This is a genomic window from Pseudogulbenkiania sp. AW2-16, from assembly GCF_056824575.1.
Genome location: NZ_CP157668.1, coordinates 1,474,257 through 1,489,449, shown reverse-complemented (window position 1 = coordinate 1,489,449; position 15,193 = coordinate 1,474,257). Strand labels below are relative to the sequence as shown.

Sequence of the window (15,193 nt, the reverse complement as noted above, 5' to 3'; positions counted from 1 at the left end):
TTATGAGCTTGTCCGATAAATTGCCGCAGACGAGCGACCGTCACGCCGCGATGCAGCGTTTCCGTTCGCGCGAAGCGTGGCACGTGATGAAGATTCTGGCCGAATTCGTCGAATCGGCGGAAGAATTGCAGGGGATCCAGCCCGCCGTCAGCATCTTCGGCAGCGCCCGCACCCCGCGAGACCACACCTATTATAAGCTGGCCGAGGAAATCGCCCGTCGTTTGTCGGATTCGGGCTTTTCGGTCATTTCCGGCGGCGGCCCGGGCATCATGGAAGCCGCCAGCAAGGGCGCCTTCTACGGCCGCAGCCCGTCGGTGGCGCTCAACATCGTGCTGCCGCACGAGCAGAAGCCGAACGAATACCAGGACCTGTCGATCAAGTTCAACCACTTCTTCCCGCGCAAGGTGATGTTCGTCAAGCACGCCATCGCCTACGTGGTAATGCCGGGCGGCTTCGGCACGCTGGACGAAATGTTCGAGGCGCTGACGCTGATCCAGACCGGCAAGAGCCGCAAGATTCCGATCATCCTGTGCGGCACCGAGTTCTGGAAAGGCCTGCTGGACTGGGTGAAGGAGCGACTGGTCGGCGACCAGCTGATCAACCCCAACGACCTCGACCTCCTGAAGCTGATCGACGATCCGCAGCAGATCGTCGAGGCCATCTTCAAGCACTACGAGACGCGTGGCTTCGAGGCACTGCCGGAAGAACGCGAACAATTGCTCAATCTGTAATCTTCATGAACTCAAGGAACGCCGCCATGCGCCGCCTGCTCCCCCTCCTCCTGCTCGTGGCCGTCCCGGCCCTGGCGGACACGCCCCCCGCCAAGGCGGTGGTCCCGCCGCCGCCCAACGTGGCGACGGACGCCAACGCCGCCGTGGAGCCCGAAGTCCGCATCATCCAGAAGGGCAGCGACAAGATCGAGGAATACCGCATCAACGGTCAGCTCTACATGATCAAGGTCACCCCCGCCCATGGCGTGCCGTACTACCTGATGGACGAGGAAGGCAACGGCAGCATGAGACAGATCGACTCGAACCAGCGCCTGGTGATCCCGCGCTGGGTCCTGTTCCGATTCTGACGGGGGCGGCATGTCGGTTTACACCACCGTCGACAACGACACCCTGGCACAATGGCTCGAGCGCTACGCGCTGGGCGAGCTGGTCGAGCTCAAGGGCATCGCCGCCGGCATCACCAACACCAACTACTTCGTCACCACCACGCACGGCCGCTATGTGCTGACCATCTTCGAGGTGCTGAAGCTCGACGAGCTGCCCTACTACCTCGAACTGATGAGCCACCTGGCGCGCCACGGCGTGGCCTGCCCGGCGCCGATCGCCGACCACACCGACAACTTCGCCTCGCTGCTGGCCGGCAAGCCGGCCTGCCTGGTGACCTGCCTGCCCGGCAGCGACGTGGAGGCGCCGAACGCGGCACAGTGCCGCGCCGTGGGCGAGATGCTGGCGCAACTGCACCTGGCCGGCGCCACCTTCCCGCGCAAGATGCACAACCCGCGCGGCCCGCGCTGGTGGAGCCAGACCGCCGCCACGGTCTACCCCTACATGGACGAGGCCGACGCCGCCAGCCTGCGCGCCGAGGTGCACTTCCAGGACAGCCACCGCTTCGACCACCTGCCCACCGGGGTGGTCCACGCCGATCTGTTCAAGGACAACGTGCTGATGAACGGCGACGCCATCGCCGGCTTCATCGACTTCTACTACGCCTGCAACGACGTGCTGCTGTACGACGTGGCAATCGCCGTCAACGACTGGGCACGCCGTCCCGACGGCGAGATCGACGGCGAGCTGGCGCGCACGCTCTTGGCCGGCTACCAGTCGATCCGCCCGTTCGAGGCCGAGGAAAAGCGCGGCTGGCCGGTGATGCTGCGCGCCGCCGCGCTGCGTTTCTGGACCTCGCGCCTGCTGGACCTGTACCAGCCCCAGGAAGGCGAACTGACCTACACCAAGGACCCCAAGGTGTTCCAGCGCCTGGTCGAAGCGCACCGCATGCGCAGCGACTTCTGGCTGTAAGCGCCCCGCACCCGGTCTCGGCGATCCCGAGCCCGGGCGCCGCCGCCAGCCCCCTGGCGGCTTCCGCCTCGTTTCGCCCAACCCTCCTCCTCGCCCCCCGATTCCCCGCCGTCACCGCACCGACACTGCGCTATACCCCGGACGATCAGCCATTGCAGCGGCCGCAGCGCGAGGCGGGACGCTCCTGTCGCCACCAGCCTGAGCCCGTCGCTTGGCGTGCTGCCGCGCGCAGTAGCCTGCCGTGCGCTTTTGCGCGGCATGGCGGACTGATTTGCCGATATTGCGCGGCATTTCGTCTATTTCAGTCGCTTATTCGATGTCTGGCAGACGTATCGCCACGGCAAAATGGAGCGCAATAGCGGCGTCGCGGCGTTCCGCCCCGTGGCACCGAGACGCGGTGGAACGCAAGCCGAGCCGTGGCTGCATGACGAAGGAGGAGCTATGTCCGAACTGCCGTTTGTCCTTTCCCGGCGCGTCGAGCAACGCCTGGCCGCGCTGGCCGGTGGGGCCACGCTGGCCCCGATGGCGGCCGGCCCGAAATGGGCCTGCCTGCTGGTCGCCGAGGCGCCGGCACCGAGCCATAAACAACTCGCGGCGGCGCGGCCCTGGCTGGCGGCGCTGCGGCCGCTCAACGTGCCGCTGCAGGACTGGCGCGACGAGGCCGCCGCCCCACTGGTTTGCTCGGCGCGCGACCGCGCCGGCCGGGTCGGCGCCTACGCCGGCGTGGGGAGTGACGGTGCCGTGGAAATCGTGGCGGCCCTGCCCTGCGGGCTGTGGTCGAGCGAGCCCCACGTCTGGTGGCCGGGCTCGTACGAAATCCCGCTGCTGCGGCAACTCGACACGGTGTACGCCCCGCTGTGGCAGGCGCTGCGGTCGGGCGCGCCGGGCTATCTGTGCCTGAGCCTGCTCGGCATGCGGGGCACGGCGCTGATCGCCAAGGGCGAGTTCGGCAACGAGCGGCCCTATCGCCTGCCGCACGAAATCGATACTCTGGCGCTACCCCCGGTGCGCTTCGCGGGCTCCGCGGCGGAGGCGCGGGACGCGCTGATGGCGGCACTCGATCAGGTCAGAGCGTGCGCCGGGGTGAGCCCCGCGCATCCGTTCTACCTGTAACCCCGCTGGATTGGACTTCGCCATGCCCGCTACTCTCGACGCCTTCGACCGCAAGATTCTGGTGCTGGTGCAGCGCGACTGCTCGCTCAAGGCCGAGGCGATCGCCGCGCAACTGGGGCTGTCGACCTCCGCCGTGCAAAAGCGTCTGAAACGGCTGCGCAGCGAAAAGATCATCGCGGCGGAGATCGCGGTGCTGGACCAGGCCGTGGTCGGCCGCCCCATGACCTTCATCGCGGCGCTGGAAATCGAGCGCGACAACTACGACACGGTGGCGCGGTTTCGCGAGTGGGCGCGCCACGTCGACGCGATCCAGCAGATTTACTACGTGACCGGCTCGGCCGACCTGATCGCCATCATCACCACGCGGGACGTAGAGAGCTACGACCGGCTCACCGCCGAGGTGATGAAGGGCAACCCGATGATCCGGCGCATCACCACCAACGTGGTGCTGAATACCCTGAAAACCAGCCTGTTCGTGCCGCTCGAGGGCGCGGAAGGCTAGCCCGCGCCCGGCACCCTCATTCCTGCCCAGCCCTTGACCCGGCGCCACCCGCCCGGAGGGAGAGACCATGCACGATAACGACCTCGACACCATCGACCGCAAGATCCTCAACGAACTGTCGCGCGATGCGCGCACCCCGGTGTCGACGCTGGCGCTGAAAGTGGGGCTGTCGCGCCGAGCCACGCGCCAGCGCATCGACCGCCTGGAGGCGCACGGCGTGATCGCGGCCTATACCATCCGCCAGAAGCGCCCGCACGGCAGCGAGACCCTGGTGCCGGCGGTGATACAGGTCTACCGCAAGGACCGCATGCGCGGCAGCGACGTCACGCGCGCCATCGCGGCCATCCCCGAGGTGACCTACTGCGCGGTGCTGAGCGGGGACATCGACCTGCTGCTGACGGTGGAGGCGCGCTCGCACGAGCGCATCAACGAGATCTGGTCGGTCATTTCCAGCCTGCCCGGGGTGGAAAACACCAAGACGCATTTCGTGCTGTCGTCCGTGGTCGACCGCCGGCATCCCTGATCCCGCACGGCGGCCGGGGCGCCACGCCCCGGCCCCCTCCCATTCCGCCGTTACAGCCGTTCCAGCGCCTGCAGCACGTCGGCCTTGATGTCGTCAATGTGCTCCACGCCGACCGCGTAGCGGAGGGCGTTGAGCGGGATGCCCGAGGCCGCCATCTGCTCGGGTGTCATGGTGCCGGCCCACATCGCCGCGGTGTGGATCACCAGCGAATCGACCCCGCCCAGGCTGGCGGCGTTGAGCGGCAGCTCGAGCAGCGAGACGAAGCGCTCGGCCTCGGCGTAGCCGCCCCGTACCGAGAACGCCACGATGCCGCTGCCGCCTTTCATCTGGCGGCATGCCAGCTCGTGCTGCGGGTGGCTGGCGAGCCCCGGGTAGAGCACCGATTCGATCTTGGGGTGGGCTTCCAGCGTCTCGGCCAGCGCCTGGGCGTTGGCGTTGATGCGCTCGACGCGCATCGGCAGTGTGCGCAGCCCGCGCAGCAGCAGCCAGGCGTCCATCGGCGACAGCACCGCGCCCAGCGTGATGTGCGTCTTCCAGATGCGCTCGGCCTGTTCGTGGCTGCAGCAGATCACCCCGGCGGTGAGGTCGTGGTGGCCGCCCAGGTACTTGGTGGCGCTGTGCAGCACGATGTCGACGCCGAGGTCGTGCGGGCGCTGGTTGAGCGGCGTGGCGAAGGTGTTGTCGGCGATGGTCAGCACGCCGTGCTCGCGCGCGATGGCGGTGATCGCGGCGAGATCGGTCAGCGTCAGCAGCGGGTTGGCCGGCGTCTCCAGCATGATGAACTTGGTGTTGGCACGGATGGCGCGACGGAACGCCTCCGGGTCGCCCTGGTCGACGAAAGTCACCTCGACGCCGAAACGGCGCAGCATCTCGTCCATGAGGCGCGTGGTGCTCATGTAGTGGCTGGTCTGGCCGATGACGTGGTCGCCGGCCTCGACGAAGGTGAGCAGCGTGGCCGCCACCGCACCCATGCCCGAGGCGGTGACCAGCGCGGTTTCGGTGCCTTCCAGCTCGGCCATGATCTTCTTCACGCGCTCGTGCACCGGGTTGCCGTAGCGGGTGTAGTTGCGCGGGTGCTGCGGGATTTCCGACATGGCTGCGAACTCGGCGGCGTCGGCCGCCTTGAAGGTGGCGGAATAGTGGATGGACGGTGCCACGGTCTTGTCGTCGGTGACGTCGCAGTCGGCGTGCACCACCAGGGTTTCGGGCCTGTATGCCATGTTCTCTTTCTCCGTTATGCGCCGCGTCCGGCCCCTTGCCGGACGGCGGCGAGCGCCATCAGCTCAGCGCGGCTGATGGCAATTGATCCTGCGTTCGGCCAACCTCGCCAGCAGCGAGAGCAGCAGCGTGACCGCGACGTAGAGCAGGCCGGCGACGATCAGCGGATCGGTGCTGTAGCTCTGCGCCGAGAAGCGCCGCGCCACCCCGGTCATCTCCAGCACCGTGATCACGCTGGCCAGGGCGCTGGCCTTGAGCTGCGACACCACCTCGTTGCCGAGCGCCGGGGCGGCGATGCCGATGGCGCGCGGCAGGATGATATGGAGGTAGCTGCCGCAACGGCCCATGCCGTAGGCCAGCGCCGCCTCCTTCTCGCCGTGCGGGACCCCGATGATACCGGCGCGCAGGTCTTCCGCCATATAGGCGGCGATATTCAGCGTCAGCGCCAGCAGCGCGCAGTTGAAGGCGTCGGCCAGCACGAACCACGCCGGCGAGTTGCGCACCGCCTCGAACTGGCTGAAGCCGTAGTAGAGGATGAAGATCTGCACCAACAGCGGGGTGCCGCGAAACAGCGCCGAGTAGCCGCGCGCCAGCGCCGCCAGGGTGCGGTTCGGCGACACCCTGGCCACCGCCAGCGGCAGCGCCAGCAAAAAGCCCCCCAGCGAGGACAGCGCCAGCAGCTTGAGCGTGATCCACAGGCCGTCCAGCAGTTCCTGTCCGTGCTCGAACGCGAATCCCAGGTAGTCGTAAAGCATCGTCGTTCTCCTCAGCGGAAGCCCTTGTTGGCGGATTTTTCCAGCGCCCCGAACAGCGGGTTGGAGGCGGCCAGCAGCAGCAGGTAGACCAGCGCCACCGCGGCGTAGAACAGGAACGGCTGCTTGGTGTACTGCGCCCCGATCTGCGCCTTGCGCAGCATGTCCTCCAGCCCCACCACCGAGATCAGCGAGGTGTCCTTGAGCAGCGACTGCCACATGTTGTTGAGGCTGGGCAGCGCGGTGCGCCACGCCAGCGGCAGGCGGATGAAGCAGAACAGCTGGAGGCGGTTGAGCCCGTACGCCTGGCCGGCCTCGAGCTGGCCGCGGCCGACCTCGAGAAAGGCGCCGCGGAACACCTCGGACGAGTACGCCGCGAAGATGATCGACAGCGCGAACACGCCGCCGAAGAACGGGCTGATCTCGATGGCGCCGTCGAAATGGTCGGCGAGGAAGTTGGAGAGGCCGAAGTAGAAGATCAGGATGATCAGGAACTCCGGGATGCCGCGCAGCACGTTGCTGAGCAAGGTCACCGGGTGGCGCAGCCAGGGGCTTGGCGCCAGCTTGGCCCACGCCGCCGCCAGGCCCAGCAGCAGCCCGAACAGCAGCGACGTCAGCGCCAGCTCGATAGTCACCAGCGCCCCGGCCAGGAGCTGGTTGGCGTAGTCGGCCAGATCGTTCATGGTTGTGTTCCTCGTGGTGGAAGAAAAGGCCGGCGCGCGGGCGCCGGCCCGGGCCTTACTTGGCCGCCACGGGGGCGATGCTGAACGGGAAGTACTGCTTGTTGACCGCGGCGAAGCTGCCGTTGCCGAGCACCGTGGCGATGGCCTGGTCGAAGCGCGCCTTCAACCCGGCGTCGCCCTTGCGCACCGCCACCGCGGTGCCCTCGCCGAAGATTTCCGGGTCGGCTACCGGCTTGCCGACCAGCACGAAGCCGCCCTTGCGGCCCTCCTTGGTGATCCAGTCGAGCCCCACCGTGCTGTCCGCCAGCACCGCCTGGATGCGGCCGGCCTGCAGGTCGAGCCAGGCCTGGTCGAGGCCCTGGTAGACCTTCATCTCGATGCCCGAGCTGGCGCTGGGCAGGCGCGTCTTGAGGTAGCTCTCGTGGATCGAGCCGCTTTGCACCCCCACCGTCTTGCCGCGCAGCGAGGCCGGGTTGTCGCTGATGCCGGTCAGCCCCTTGGCGACGTACTGCACCGGGGCGATGGTGAAGATGCGGCTGAAGTCGACGGTCTTGAGGCGCTCCGGGTTGACCGACATCTGCGCCAGCGCGGCGTCGATCTTGTGCGCCTTGAGCGCCGGGATCAGCGCGTCGAAGTCCATGGTCACCCACTGGCACTTGACCCGCATGTGCTGGCACATCTGCTGGCCCAGTTCGATCTCCATGCCCTTGAGCTGGCCGCTCGGGTCGCGGTATTCGAACGGGGCGTAATCGGCCAGCGTGCCGATGCGGATGACGTCCTCGGCGTGGGCGCTGGAAGCGGCGACGGCGGCGCCGACGAGCAAGGCTTGAACGATACGTTTCATGGTCTATTTCTCCGGATGTTTTACTTGTTGGACATGCTGGACAGGAACTTCTGGAAACGGGGCGACTTCTGGCTGGTGAACACCTCGTGCGGCGGGCCGTCCTCCTCCACCCGGCCCTGATGCAGGAACACCACGCGGCTCGCCACTTCGCGCGCGAAACCCATCTCGTGCGTGACCACCAGCATGGTGCGGCCGTCCTCGGCCAGGGCGCGCATCACCTTCAGCACCTCGCCCACCAGCTCCGGGTCGAGCGCCGAGGTGGGCTCGTCGAACAGCATCACGTCGGGCTCCATGGCCAGCGCGCGGGCGATGGCGACGCGCTGCTGCTGACCGCCGGAGAGCTGGCTCGGGTAGTGGTGGCGCTTTTCCGCCAGGCCGACCTTCTCCAGCATCGCCAGCGCGGTGAGCTCGGCGTCCTTCTTGTCGATCTTCAGCACGCGCATCGGCGCGAACATCACGTTCTGCAGCACCGTCATGTGCGCCCACAGGTTGAACTGCTGAAACACCATCGCCAGCTTGCGGCGCATCTTGACGATCTGCGCCGGGTCCTCGGCGACGAAGGCGCCGCGCTTGCCGTCCTGGCGCAGGCGGATTTGCTCGCCGTTGACGCTGATGCGGCCGCAGTCCGGGGTTTCCAGGAAGTTGATGCAGCGCAGGAAGGTGCTCTTCCCGGAGCCGCTGCTGCCGAGGATGCTGATCACGTCGTGCGGCTTGGCCGCCAGCGTGATGCCCTTGAGGATTTCGATGCCGCCGAAGGATTTGTGCAGGTCCTCGACCCGCAGCACCTCGCGGCTGTTGCCGTCGCTCATCGCGTACTCCTTGTGGATGCCGCGCCGCCGCCCTCCGGCGGCGCGGCGCGGGTTCAGGAACGGGGCGCCGGCTGGCGGCGCAGGCAGAACACCTTGGGCTGCGACATCTCGTGCACCGCGAAGCGCACCCCTTCGCGCCCCAGGCTGCCGTACTTGGCGCCGCCGAACGGCATGCCGTCGAAGCGGTAGTCGGAGGAGTCGTTGATCATCACGCCGCCGGCCTCGAGCGCTTCGGCCAACGTCAGCGCGGTGTCGAGATCGCGGCTGAACACCCCGGCGTGCAGGCTGCTTTCCGAGTCGTTGGCGAGCGCCACCGCCTGGTCGAGGTCGGAGAACGGCACGATCGATACCACCGGGGCGAAAACCTCGTCGCGCCACACGCGCGCCGTGCGCGGCACGTCGAGCAGCACCGTGGGGGCGTACAGCGCGCCGTCGCGGCGGTGCCCGGTGAGCACGCGCGCGCCCTGCCCGATCGCCTCCTCGACCCAGCCCTCGATGCGCCGCGCCTCGGCCTCGCTGATCATCGGCCCCATGTCGGCCTCCTCGTCGAGCGGGTTGCCGACGCGCAGGCGCCCGGTGGCGAGCGCGAAACGCTCCACGAACGGCGGGTAGATCGCGGCGGCGACCAGGATGCGCTGGGTGCCGATGCAGTTCTGCCCGGCGGCCCAGAACGCGCCGGAGACGCAGCTCGCCACGGCGTCGTCGAGGTCGGCGTCGGCGGTGACGATGACCGGGGCGTTGCCGCCGAGGTCCATCGCCATCTTCTTCAGCCCGGCCTGGCGCGTGATGGCCTCGCCGGTTTCCGGGCCGCCGGTGAACGAGATCATGCGGATGCGGCGGTCGGCCACCAGGCGCTCCAGCAGCGCGCGCTCGCCGTGCACGATCTGCAGCGCCTGGCGCGGCAAGCCGGCGCGCCAGAACGCCTCGACCAGCCGTTGCGCCGACAGCGGCGCCAGTTTCGACGGCTTGAGGATCACCGCGTTGCCGGCGGCCAGCGCCGGGCCGAGCTTGTGCGCCACCAGGTTGAGCGGGTCGTTGAACGGGGTGATGGCGAGAATCACGCCGAGCGGCTCCAGCGTGTAATGGCCGCTGCGGTTCTCCGAGCCGGGGTAGGCGCTGAACGGGATGACTTCGCCGGCGAGGCGCTTGGCCTCCTCGGCCGACAGGCGCAGGGTGTTGACGCAGCGCGCCACTTCCTTGCGCGCCTGGCGCATCACCTTGCCGGCTTCCAGCGCGATGGTGCGGGCGAATTCCTCGGCGTGCTGTTCGACCTCGTCGGCCACGGCGCCGAGCAGGCGGGCACGCTCGTGGCGCGGCAGCGCGCGCGCGGCGTGGCGCCCGGCTTCGGCGCGCGCCACGATGGCGTCGGCGGCCTCGGCCGGGGTGAGCGCCACTTCGCCCAGCGGTGCGCCGTCGAACTTGGCGTACACCGCCAGCGCCGGCTGACGCGCGGCGGCCATGATCGGGGGTTCTGCGCGGTCCATGGTCACTCCTTGTGCGGGATGGCGAGCTCGTCGGCGAGCTCGATCAGGTCGGACAGGATGGCGAAGGCGGTTTCGACGCGGCCGGCACCCGGGCCGCTGATCGTCACCTGGCCCAGCAGGTCGGTGTCGAAGGCGATGGCGTTGGTGGCGCCGGTGGCGGCCAGCAAGGGATGGCCGGCGGGCAGGCGCTGCGGCGCGACGCTGGCGGCGAGGCGGCCGTCGGCCTGGCGCGTGGCACTGGCCGATCAGTTTCCAGGCGCCGCCCTCGGCGCGCGCGGTGCGGATGTCGTCCTCGGACAGCTGGGTGATGCCCCGGCACGGCACGTCGCCGGGCTGCAGGCGGGCGTCCCACAGCGCATTGGCGAGGATGGTGACCTTGAGCTGCACGTCGTAACCCTCGATGTCGGCCGCCGGGTTGGCCTCGGCGTAGCCCAGCCGTTGCGCCTCGCGGATCGCCTCGGCCATCGAGCGCCCCTGCTCGACCTGGCCCAGCACGAAGTTGGAGGTGCCGTTGAGGATGCCGGCGAAACCGTTGAAGTCGCAGCCGCGCAGCGTGGTGGAGAGCTGGCGCAGCACCGGGGTGCCGCTCATCACCGCGCCTTCGTACTTGAGGCGGGCTTGGCCGGCGGCAGCGAGCCGCTGCAGCGAGTCGAGCGCCAATGCGATCGGCCCCTTGTTGGTGGTGACGACGTGCTTACCGTGCGCCAGCGCGGCCTTGCAGTGCGTCAGCGCCGGCTCGCCGCTGGCGGGGTCGGTGAAGGTGGCTTCCACCACCACGTCGATGAAGTCGGCGGCCAGCAGCTCGAGCGTGCGCTCCAGGGTGAGGTCAGGGTGGTAGCCGCCGTCGCTGCCGGCCAGCTCGCGGAACGAGAAGCCGTTGGCCGGCACCGCGGCCAGCGCAGCGAGATCCAGCCCGCCGCGGTTCCACACCAGGCCGCCGCGCAGGTCGGTCACCGCGACGATGTTGAGCGTCAGGTCGTGCTGCCGTTGCAGCCGCGCCTGCTTCTGCCGGAGCACGTCGACCAGTCCCTGGTTGACGCCGCCGTAGCCGATTAATGCCAGATTCAATTGCATCGTATTTCCCCGTCGAGTTAGTGGAACCGCAGGGAAATTCTAGGCATCCGAACGCTCGCGCACAGCTTGCTAATCGGCTGATTTAACGGGGTTTTCCAGGCAAAGCGACAAGCCGGCCTAACACTCTGTCAGGTCGGCGCCGCAACCGGGCGGAATGACCCGTGCGGGACAGCCCGGGGAGTGCGAAGGTTGGCCGAAGCGGGGGCTCAGTCGCCCGCCATGTCGAGGAACTGGCTGAGGCCCTGGGTGAGGGTCTTGTCGCGGTGCACGATGCGATGGAAGCGGCGCATCAGGCGCGGCAGCGTGGTGGCGAGTTCGACCACGCTGCCGGCGTGCAGCAGGTCGTCGATCACGCGGCGCGACAGGCAGCTCACGCCGAGCCCGGCCGCCACCGCGCGCTTGAGCGCCTCTGAGTTGCCCAGCTCCATCACCAGGTTGACGCGGCCCAGCTGCGCCAACAGCAGCCGCTCCACCTCCTCGCGCGTGCCGGAGCCGGGCTCGCGCAGCAGCCACGGCGCCGCCGCCAGCTCCTCCAGCGTCAGCTCTCGCCCCGCCAGCGAATGCGCGGCGGCGCAGAACGGCACCAGCTCGTCGTCCAGCCACGGCGTCACCACCAGCTCGGGGTGGTGGCACGGCCCCTCGATGAAGCCGGCGTCGACGCGGAACGCCGCCACCGCCTCGACGATGTCGCGGGTATTGGCCACCTCCAGCTCGACCCGCGCCTGCGGGTGGGCCGAGGCGGAACGCGGCGATGCGCTCCGGCAGCAGGTAATTGGCCACCGTGGTGCTGGCGCCCAGGCGCAGGTCGATGGCGCCACCGCTGAACAGCCCCTGCAGCTCCTGCGCCTGGTCGAGCAGGGCGCGCGCCCGCGGCAGCAGCAGCCGGCCGTGCTCGTTGAGCAGCAGGCGCCGGCCGACGCGGTCGAACAGCGCCGCCGCCAGCCCGCTCTCCAGCGATGCCAGCGCCTGGCTGGCGGCCGATTGGGTCATCGCCAGGGTATCGGCGGCACGCGTCACGGTGGCGCAGTCCGCCACGGCGACGAACACCGCCAGTTCGCGCAGGGTGAGTTTGAGCGTCATGGTCGCGCCTTATTGATCGGTTTTACTAATTGATATCAGTAATTTTATCCGTTTTACCACTGAATTGCCGAGCGCTATCGTGGCGTCACTCCCACTTATTCCATTTGACACTATGTTTATTCCATACATCCGAAAGACGCTGCCCGGCTTGGCACTGACCCTGCTGCTGGCGACAGCGGCGCTACTCCTGGCGACCCTCCCGGCACTGCAAAAGCTCGGCCTGTCGGCGCTGACGCTCGCCATCGTCGGCGGCATCGCCCTGGGCAACAGCGTCTACCCGATGCTGGCGCCGCGCTGCGACAGCGGCGTGCAGCTCGCCAAGCAGCGCCTGCTGCGCCTGGGCATCGTGCTGTTCGGGCTGCGCCTGACGCTGCAGGACATCGCCGCGGTCGGCCCGGCCGGCGTCCTGATCGACGTCGTGATGCTCTCCAGCACCTTCCTGCTGGCGTGCTGGCTCGGGCCGCGCTGGTTCGGGCTGGAGCGCGACAGCGCCATGCTGATCGGCGCCGGCAGCGCCATCTGCGGTGCGGCGGCGGTGCTGGCCACCGAGCCGGTGGCGCGCGGCGGGGCCGAGAAGGTGGCGGTGGCGGTGGCCACCGTGGTGGTGTTCGGCACGCTGGGCATGTTCCTCTACCCCGGGCTCTATGCGCTGGCCCAGGTGGCCGGGCTGCACGGTCTGGACAGCCGGCATTTCGGGCTGTTCGCCGGCTCGACGCTGCATGAGGTGGCGCAGGTGGTGGCGGCCGGGCGCGCGGTGAGCGAGCAGGCGGCCGAGGTGGCGGTGATCGCCAAGATGATGCGGGTGATGATGCTGGCGCCGTTCCTGCTGCTGCTGTCGGCGTTCCAGGCGCGGCGCGAACGCGGCGCCAGCGGCGACAACGCGCGTCGCCTCACCATTCCGTGGTTTGCACTGGGTTTCGTCGTGCTGGCCGGCGTCAACTCGCTGGGCTGGCTGCCGCCGGCCTGGCGCGCCGGGCTGCTGCAGCTCGATACCCTGCTGCTGGCGGCAGCGATGGGCGCGCTGGGACTGCACACCCAGGTGTCGGCGATCCGCCGTGCCGGCCTCGCCCCGCTCGGGCTGGCGGCCTGCCTGTGCGGCTGGCTGATCGTCGGCGGCGCGCTGGTGAACGCCGGGGTGGGTGTGTTGCTGAAGTGAACAACGGGAGGATGGGTGAAGCGCAGCGTAAGCCATCACCGATGGGTTACGGCACTGACTGAGCGAGGCAAGCGAAGCGTCGCGAAGGAAGGGGGCCTCCACCCATCCTTCGCACCCAAGATACGAAAGCGCAGCCGCCTAATGGGATAAGCCTAGAGCCGCGAACAAAACCCAGCGTAGCGGTCTTGGCTAGGCGCGCGGCCGCAGACAGTACAAGTAGTACGGCAAGGCCGCGCAACAACGCCAAGAGGGTTTTGTTCGTGGCTCTCAGCCCGGCACCTGCATACCGCGTTGCACCGCCGGCCGCGCCCCGATCTCGTGGTACCAGCGCTCGACGTGGGGATAGGCGGCCAGATCGATGTCGTGCCACTCGTGGCGCGCCGCCCAGGGGTAGAGCGCCATGTCGGCGATGCTGTAGTCGCCGGCGACGTAAGGGGTTTCGGCCAGCCGGGCGTCCAGCACGCCGTACAGGCGCTGGGTTTCCTTGTGGTAGCGCTCCATCGCGTACGGCACCTTTTCCGGGGCGTAGCGCAGGAAGTGGTGGGTCTGCCCCAGCATCGGGCCGAAGCCACCCATCTGGAACATCAGCCACTGCAACGCCTGGTAGCGCGCAAAGCCCGAGGCGGGCAGGAAGCGGCCGTGCTTCTCCGCCAGGTAGATCATGATGGCGCCGGACTCGAACACGGTGATCGGACCGCCTTCCGGGCCGTTGCTGTCGACGATGGCCGGGATCTTGCCGTTGGGGTTGACCGTCAGGAAGGCCGGCGAGAACTGGTCGCCCTGGCCGATGTCGATCGGCTCCACCCGGTAGCCCAGACCCAGCTCTTCCAGCAGGATCGAGACTTTTCTTCCATTGGGCGTGCCCCAGGTATACAACGTGATCATGAATGCTCCTTACCGGGCGGCGCTGTCGGTTACAATGCCGCGCTAACGATCACGCTAGGATACCGCGAATGAGTCACTTTTCCTCTACGGTGGTGCACGCCTTCCTCACCGACCTGCAGGACCGCATCTGCGCCGCGCTGCAAACGGCCGACGGCGGCGCGTCGTTCGTCGAGGACAGCTGGCAGCGCGAGCAGGGCGGCGGCGGCAGGAGCCGCGTGCTGACCGGCGGCGCGGTGTTCGAGCAGGCCGGCGTCAACTTCTCCCACGTCACCGGCGACACCCTGCCGCCCTCGGCCACCGCGCACCGTCCGGAACTGGCGGGACGGCGCTGGGAGGCGATGGGCGTGTCGCTGGTGGTGCATCCCGAGAACCCCTACGTCCCCACCAGCCACGCCAACGTGCGCTTCTTCATCGCCGAGAAGGAAGGCGAGGCGCCGGTGTGGTGGTTCGGCGGCGGCTTCGATCTGACGCCGTTCTACGGCTTCGAGGAGGATGCGCGCCACTGGCACCGCGTGGCGCACGACCTGTGCCAACCGTTCGGCGCCGAGGTCTACCCCAACTACAAGCGCTGGTGCGACGAGTACTTCTTCCTCAAGCACCGCCACGAGGCACGCGGCGTCGGCGGCCTGTTCTTCGACGACCTCAACGCCTGGGGTTTCGAGCAGAGCTTCGCCTTCCTGCAGGCGGTGGGCAACGGCTACCTCGACGCCTACCTGCCGATCGTGGCGCGGCGCAAGGATACGCCGTGGGGCGAGCGTGAGCGCCAGTTCCAGCTCTACCGGCGCGGGCGCTACGTCGAGTTCAACCTGGTGTGGGACCGCGGCACGCTGTTCGGCCTGCAGTCGGGCGGGCGCACCGAGTCGATCCTGATGTCGATGCCGCCGCTGGTGCGCTGGGAATACGGCTACCAGCCCGAACCGGGCTCGCCCGAAGCGGAGCTGTACGAGAAGTTTTTGCCGGCGCGCGACTGGCTGTAACCCGTCCAACGCCAGACCACCATCCATCGGGCGATGGCTGGCGCTGCGCTTCAGTCATCCGACAAT

General features: G+C 68.5%; 16 protein-coding genes and 1 pseudogene. 8 read left to right on the top strand and 9 right to left on the bottom strand.

What is annotated here, in order from left to right; genetic code table 11:
* Positions 1-2 precede the first annotated feature (2 nt).
* The 6 genes from ABKF58_RS07165 to ABKF58_RS07140 all read left to right on the top strand — a co-directional run bounded on the left by ABKF58_RS07165 (position 3) and on the right by ABKF58_RS07140 (position 4,165).
* On the top strand, positions 3-731 hold the full coding sequence (locus tag ABKF58_RS07165) for an LOG family protein (RefSeq protein WP_008952207.1): 729 nt from the start codon (positions 3-5) through the stop codon (positions 729-731).
* A gap of 5 nt (positions 732-736) precedes the next feature.
* Positions 737-1,078: a DUF2782 domain-containing protein gene (locus ABKF58_RS07160; protein ID WP_294864102.1), complete on the top strand. Its 342-nt coding sequence runs from the start codon at positions 737-739 to the stop codon at positions 1,076-1,078.
* Positions 1,079-1,088: 10 nt separating this feature from the next.
* Positions 1,089-2,027, top strand: coding sequence for a homoserine kinase (locus tag ABKF58_RS07155; protein WP_482583961.1), 939 nt, complete (start codon positions 1,089-1,091; stop codon positions 2,025-2,027).
* 441 nt (positions 2,028-2,468) lie between these two features.
* A complete protein-coding gene (locus ABKF58_RS07150) occupies positions 2,469-3,140 on the top strand; it encodes a hypothetical protein (protein ID WP_482583960.1) in 672 nt (223 codons plus the stop codon).
* A 22-nt stretch (positions 3,141-3,162) separates the two neighbouring features.
* Entirely contained in the window at positions 3,163-3,642 is a 480-nt protein-coding gene (locus tag ABKF58_RS07145; protein ID WP_014088558.1) for an Lrp/AsnC family transcriptional regulator, read from the top strand.
* A gap of 67 nt (positions 3,643-3,709) precedes the next feature.
* Entirely contained in the window at positions 3,710-4,165 is a 456-nt protein-coding gene (locus ABKF58_RS07140) for an Lrp/AsnC family transcriptional regulator (protein WP_482583959.1), read from the top strand.
* A gap of 50 nt (positions 4,166-4,215) precedes the next feature.
* Here the strand turns inward: ABKF58_RS07140 and ABKF58_RS07135 are convergent, their stop codons facing one another.
* The 8 genes and pseudogenes from ABKF58_RS07135 to ABKF58_RS07100 form a co-directional block, all read right to left on the bottom strand.
* A complete protein-coding gene (locus ABKF58_RS07135) occupies positions 4,216-5,385 on the bottom strand; it encodes a trans-sulfuration enzyme family protein (protein ID WP_482583958.1) in 1,170 nt (389 codons plus the stop codon).
* 63 nt (positions 5,386-5,448) lie between these two features.
* Positions 5,449-6,138, bottom strand: coding sequence for an ABC transporter permease (locus tag ABKF58_RS07130; RefSeq protein ID WP_482583957.1), 690 nt, complete (start codon positions 6,136-6,138; stop codon positions 5,449-5,451).
* A gap of 11 nt (positions 6,139-6,149) precedes the next feature.
* Positions 6,150-6,818, bottom strand: a complete 669-nt coding sequence (locus ABKF58_RS07125; RefSeq protein ID WP_294864107.1) for an ABC transporter permease subunit — start codon at positions 6,816-6,818, stop codon at positions 6,150-6,152.
* A 55-nt stretch (positions 6,819-6,873) separates the two neighbouring features.
* Positions 6,874-7,662 (bottom strand): transporter substrate-binding domain-containing protein, encoded by a 789-nt coding sequence (locus tag ABKF58_RS07120; RefSeq protein WP_482583956.1) that lies wholly within the window; start codon positions 7,660-7,662, stop codon positions 6,874-6,876.
* A gap of 20 nt (positions 7,663-7,682) precedes the next feature.
* Positions 7,683-8,471, bottom strand: a complete 789-nt coding sequence (locus ABKF58_RS07115) for an ABC transporter ATP-binding protein (protein WP_014088563.1) — start codon at positions 8,469-8,471, stop codon at positions 7,683-7,685.
* Between the two features lie 53 nt (positions 8,472-8,524).
* Entirely contained in the window at positions 8,525-11,029 is a 2,505-nt protein-coding gene (locus tag ABKF58_RS07110) for an aldehyde dehydrogenase family protein (RefSeq protein WP_482583955.1), read from the bottom strand.
* A 206-nt stretch (positions 11,030-11,235) separates the two neighbouring features.
* The gene (locus ABKF58_RS07105) at positions 11,236-11,733 is read right to left on the bottom strand and encodes a LysR substrate-binding domain-containing protein (protein ID WP_482583954.1); all 498 of its coding nucleotides are present in this window, start codon (positions 11,731-11,733) and stop codon (positions 11,236-11,238) included.
* 238 nt (positions 11,734-11,971) lie between these two features.
* Positions 11,972-12,109, bottom strand: a pseudogene (locus tag ABKF58_RS07100) (LysR family transcriptional regulator); the annotation flags it as partial.
* Positions 12,110-12,257: 148 nt separating this feature from the next.
* Here ABKF58_RS07100 and ABKF58_RS07095 point away from each other — a divergent pair.
* Positions 12,258-13,265: a YeiH family protein gene (locus ABKF58_RS07095; RefSeq protein ID WP_482583953.1), complete on the top strand. Its 1,008-nt coding sequence runs from the start codon at positions 12,258-12,260 to the stop codon at positions 13,263-13,265.
* Positions 13,266-13,532: 267 nt separating this feature from the next.
* Here the strand turns inward: ABKF58_RS07095 and ABKF58_RS07090 are convergent, their stop codons facing one another.
* The gene (locus tag ABKF58_RS07090) at positions 13,533-14,150 is read right to left on the bottom strand and encodes a glutathione S-transferase N-terminal domain-containing protein (RefSeq protein WP_482583952.1); all 618 of its coding nucleotides are present in this window, start codon (positions 14,148-14,150) and stop codon (positions 13,533-13,535) included.
* Between the two features lie 68 nt (positions 14,151-14,218).
* Between ABKF58_RS07090 and hemF the strand changes: the two genes are divergently transcribed.
* Positions 14,219-15,127, top strand: coding sequence for an oxygen-dependent coproporphyrinogen oxidase (gene hemF / locus ABKF58_RS07085; RefSeq protein ID WP_482583951.1), 909 nt, complete (start codon positions 14,219-14,221; stop codon positions 15,125-15,127).
* The last annotated feature ends 66 nt before the right edge of the window (positions 15,128-15,193 follow it).

Bases quoted from the DNA above. Each gene is read 5' to 3' on its own strand.
- ABKF58_RS07120 (WP_482583956.1), bottom strand. From the start codon at position 7,662: ATGAAACGTATCGTTCAAGCCTTGCTCGTCGGCGCCGCCGTCGCCGCT.
- ABKF58_RS07110 (WP_482583955.1), bottom strand. From the start codon at position 11,029: ATGCAATTGAATCTGGCATTAATCGGCTACGGCGGCGTCAACCAGGGA.
- ABKF58_RS07165 (WP_008952207.1), top strand. From the start codon at position 3: ATGAGCTTGTCCGATAAATTGCCGCAGACGAGCGACCGTCACGCCGCG.
- ABKF58_RS07155 (WP_482583961.1), top strand. From the start codon at position 1,089: ATGTCGGTTTACACCACCGTCGACAACGACACCCTGGCACAATGGCTC.
- ABKF58_RS07125 (WP_294864107.1), bottom strand. From the start codon at position 6,818: ATGAACGATCTGGCCGACTACGCCAACCAGCTCCTGGCCGGGGCGCTG.
- ABKF58_RS07130 (WP_482583957.1), bottom strand. From the start codon at position 6,138: ATGCTTTACGACTACCTGGGATTCGCGTTCGAGCACGGACAGGAACTG.
- ABKF58_RS07160 (WP_294864102.1), top strand. From the start codon at position 737: ATGAACTCAAGGAACGCCGCCATGCGCCGCCTGCTCCCCCTCCTCCTG.
- ABKF58_RS07150 (WP_482583960.1), top strand. From the start codon at position 2,469: ATGTCCGAACTGCCGTTTGTCCTTTCCCGGCGCGTCGAGCAACGCCTG.
- ABKF58_RS07090 (WP_482583952.1), bottom strand. From the start codon at position 14,150: ATGATCACGTTGTATACCTGGGGCACGCCCAATGGAAGAAAAGTCTCG.
- ABKF58_RS07140 (WP_482583959.1), top strand. From the start codon at position 3,710: ATGCACGATAACGACCTCGACACCATCGACCGCAAGATCCTCAACGAA.
- hemF (WP_482583951.1), top strand. From the start codon at position 14,219: ATGAGTCACTTTTCCTCTACGGTGGTGCACGCCTTCCTCACCGACCTG.
- ABKF58_RS07135 (WP_482583958.1), bottom strand. From the start codon at position 5,385: ATGGCATACAGGCCCGAAACCCTGGTGGTGCACGCCGACTGCGACGTC.
- ABKF58_RS07145 (WP_014088558.1), top strand. From the start codon at position 3,163: ATGCCCGCTACTCTCGACGCCTTCGACCGCAAGATTCTGGTGCTGGTG.
- ABKF58_RS07115 (WP_014088563.1), bottom strand. From the start codon at position 8,471: ATGAGCGACGGCAACAGCCGCGAGGTGCTGCGGGTCGAGGACCTGCAC.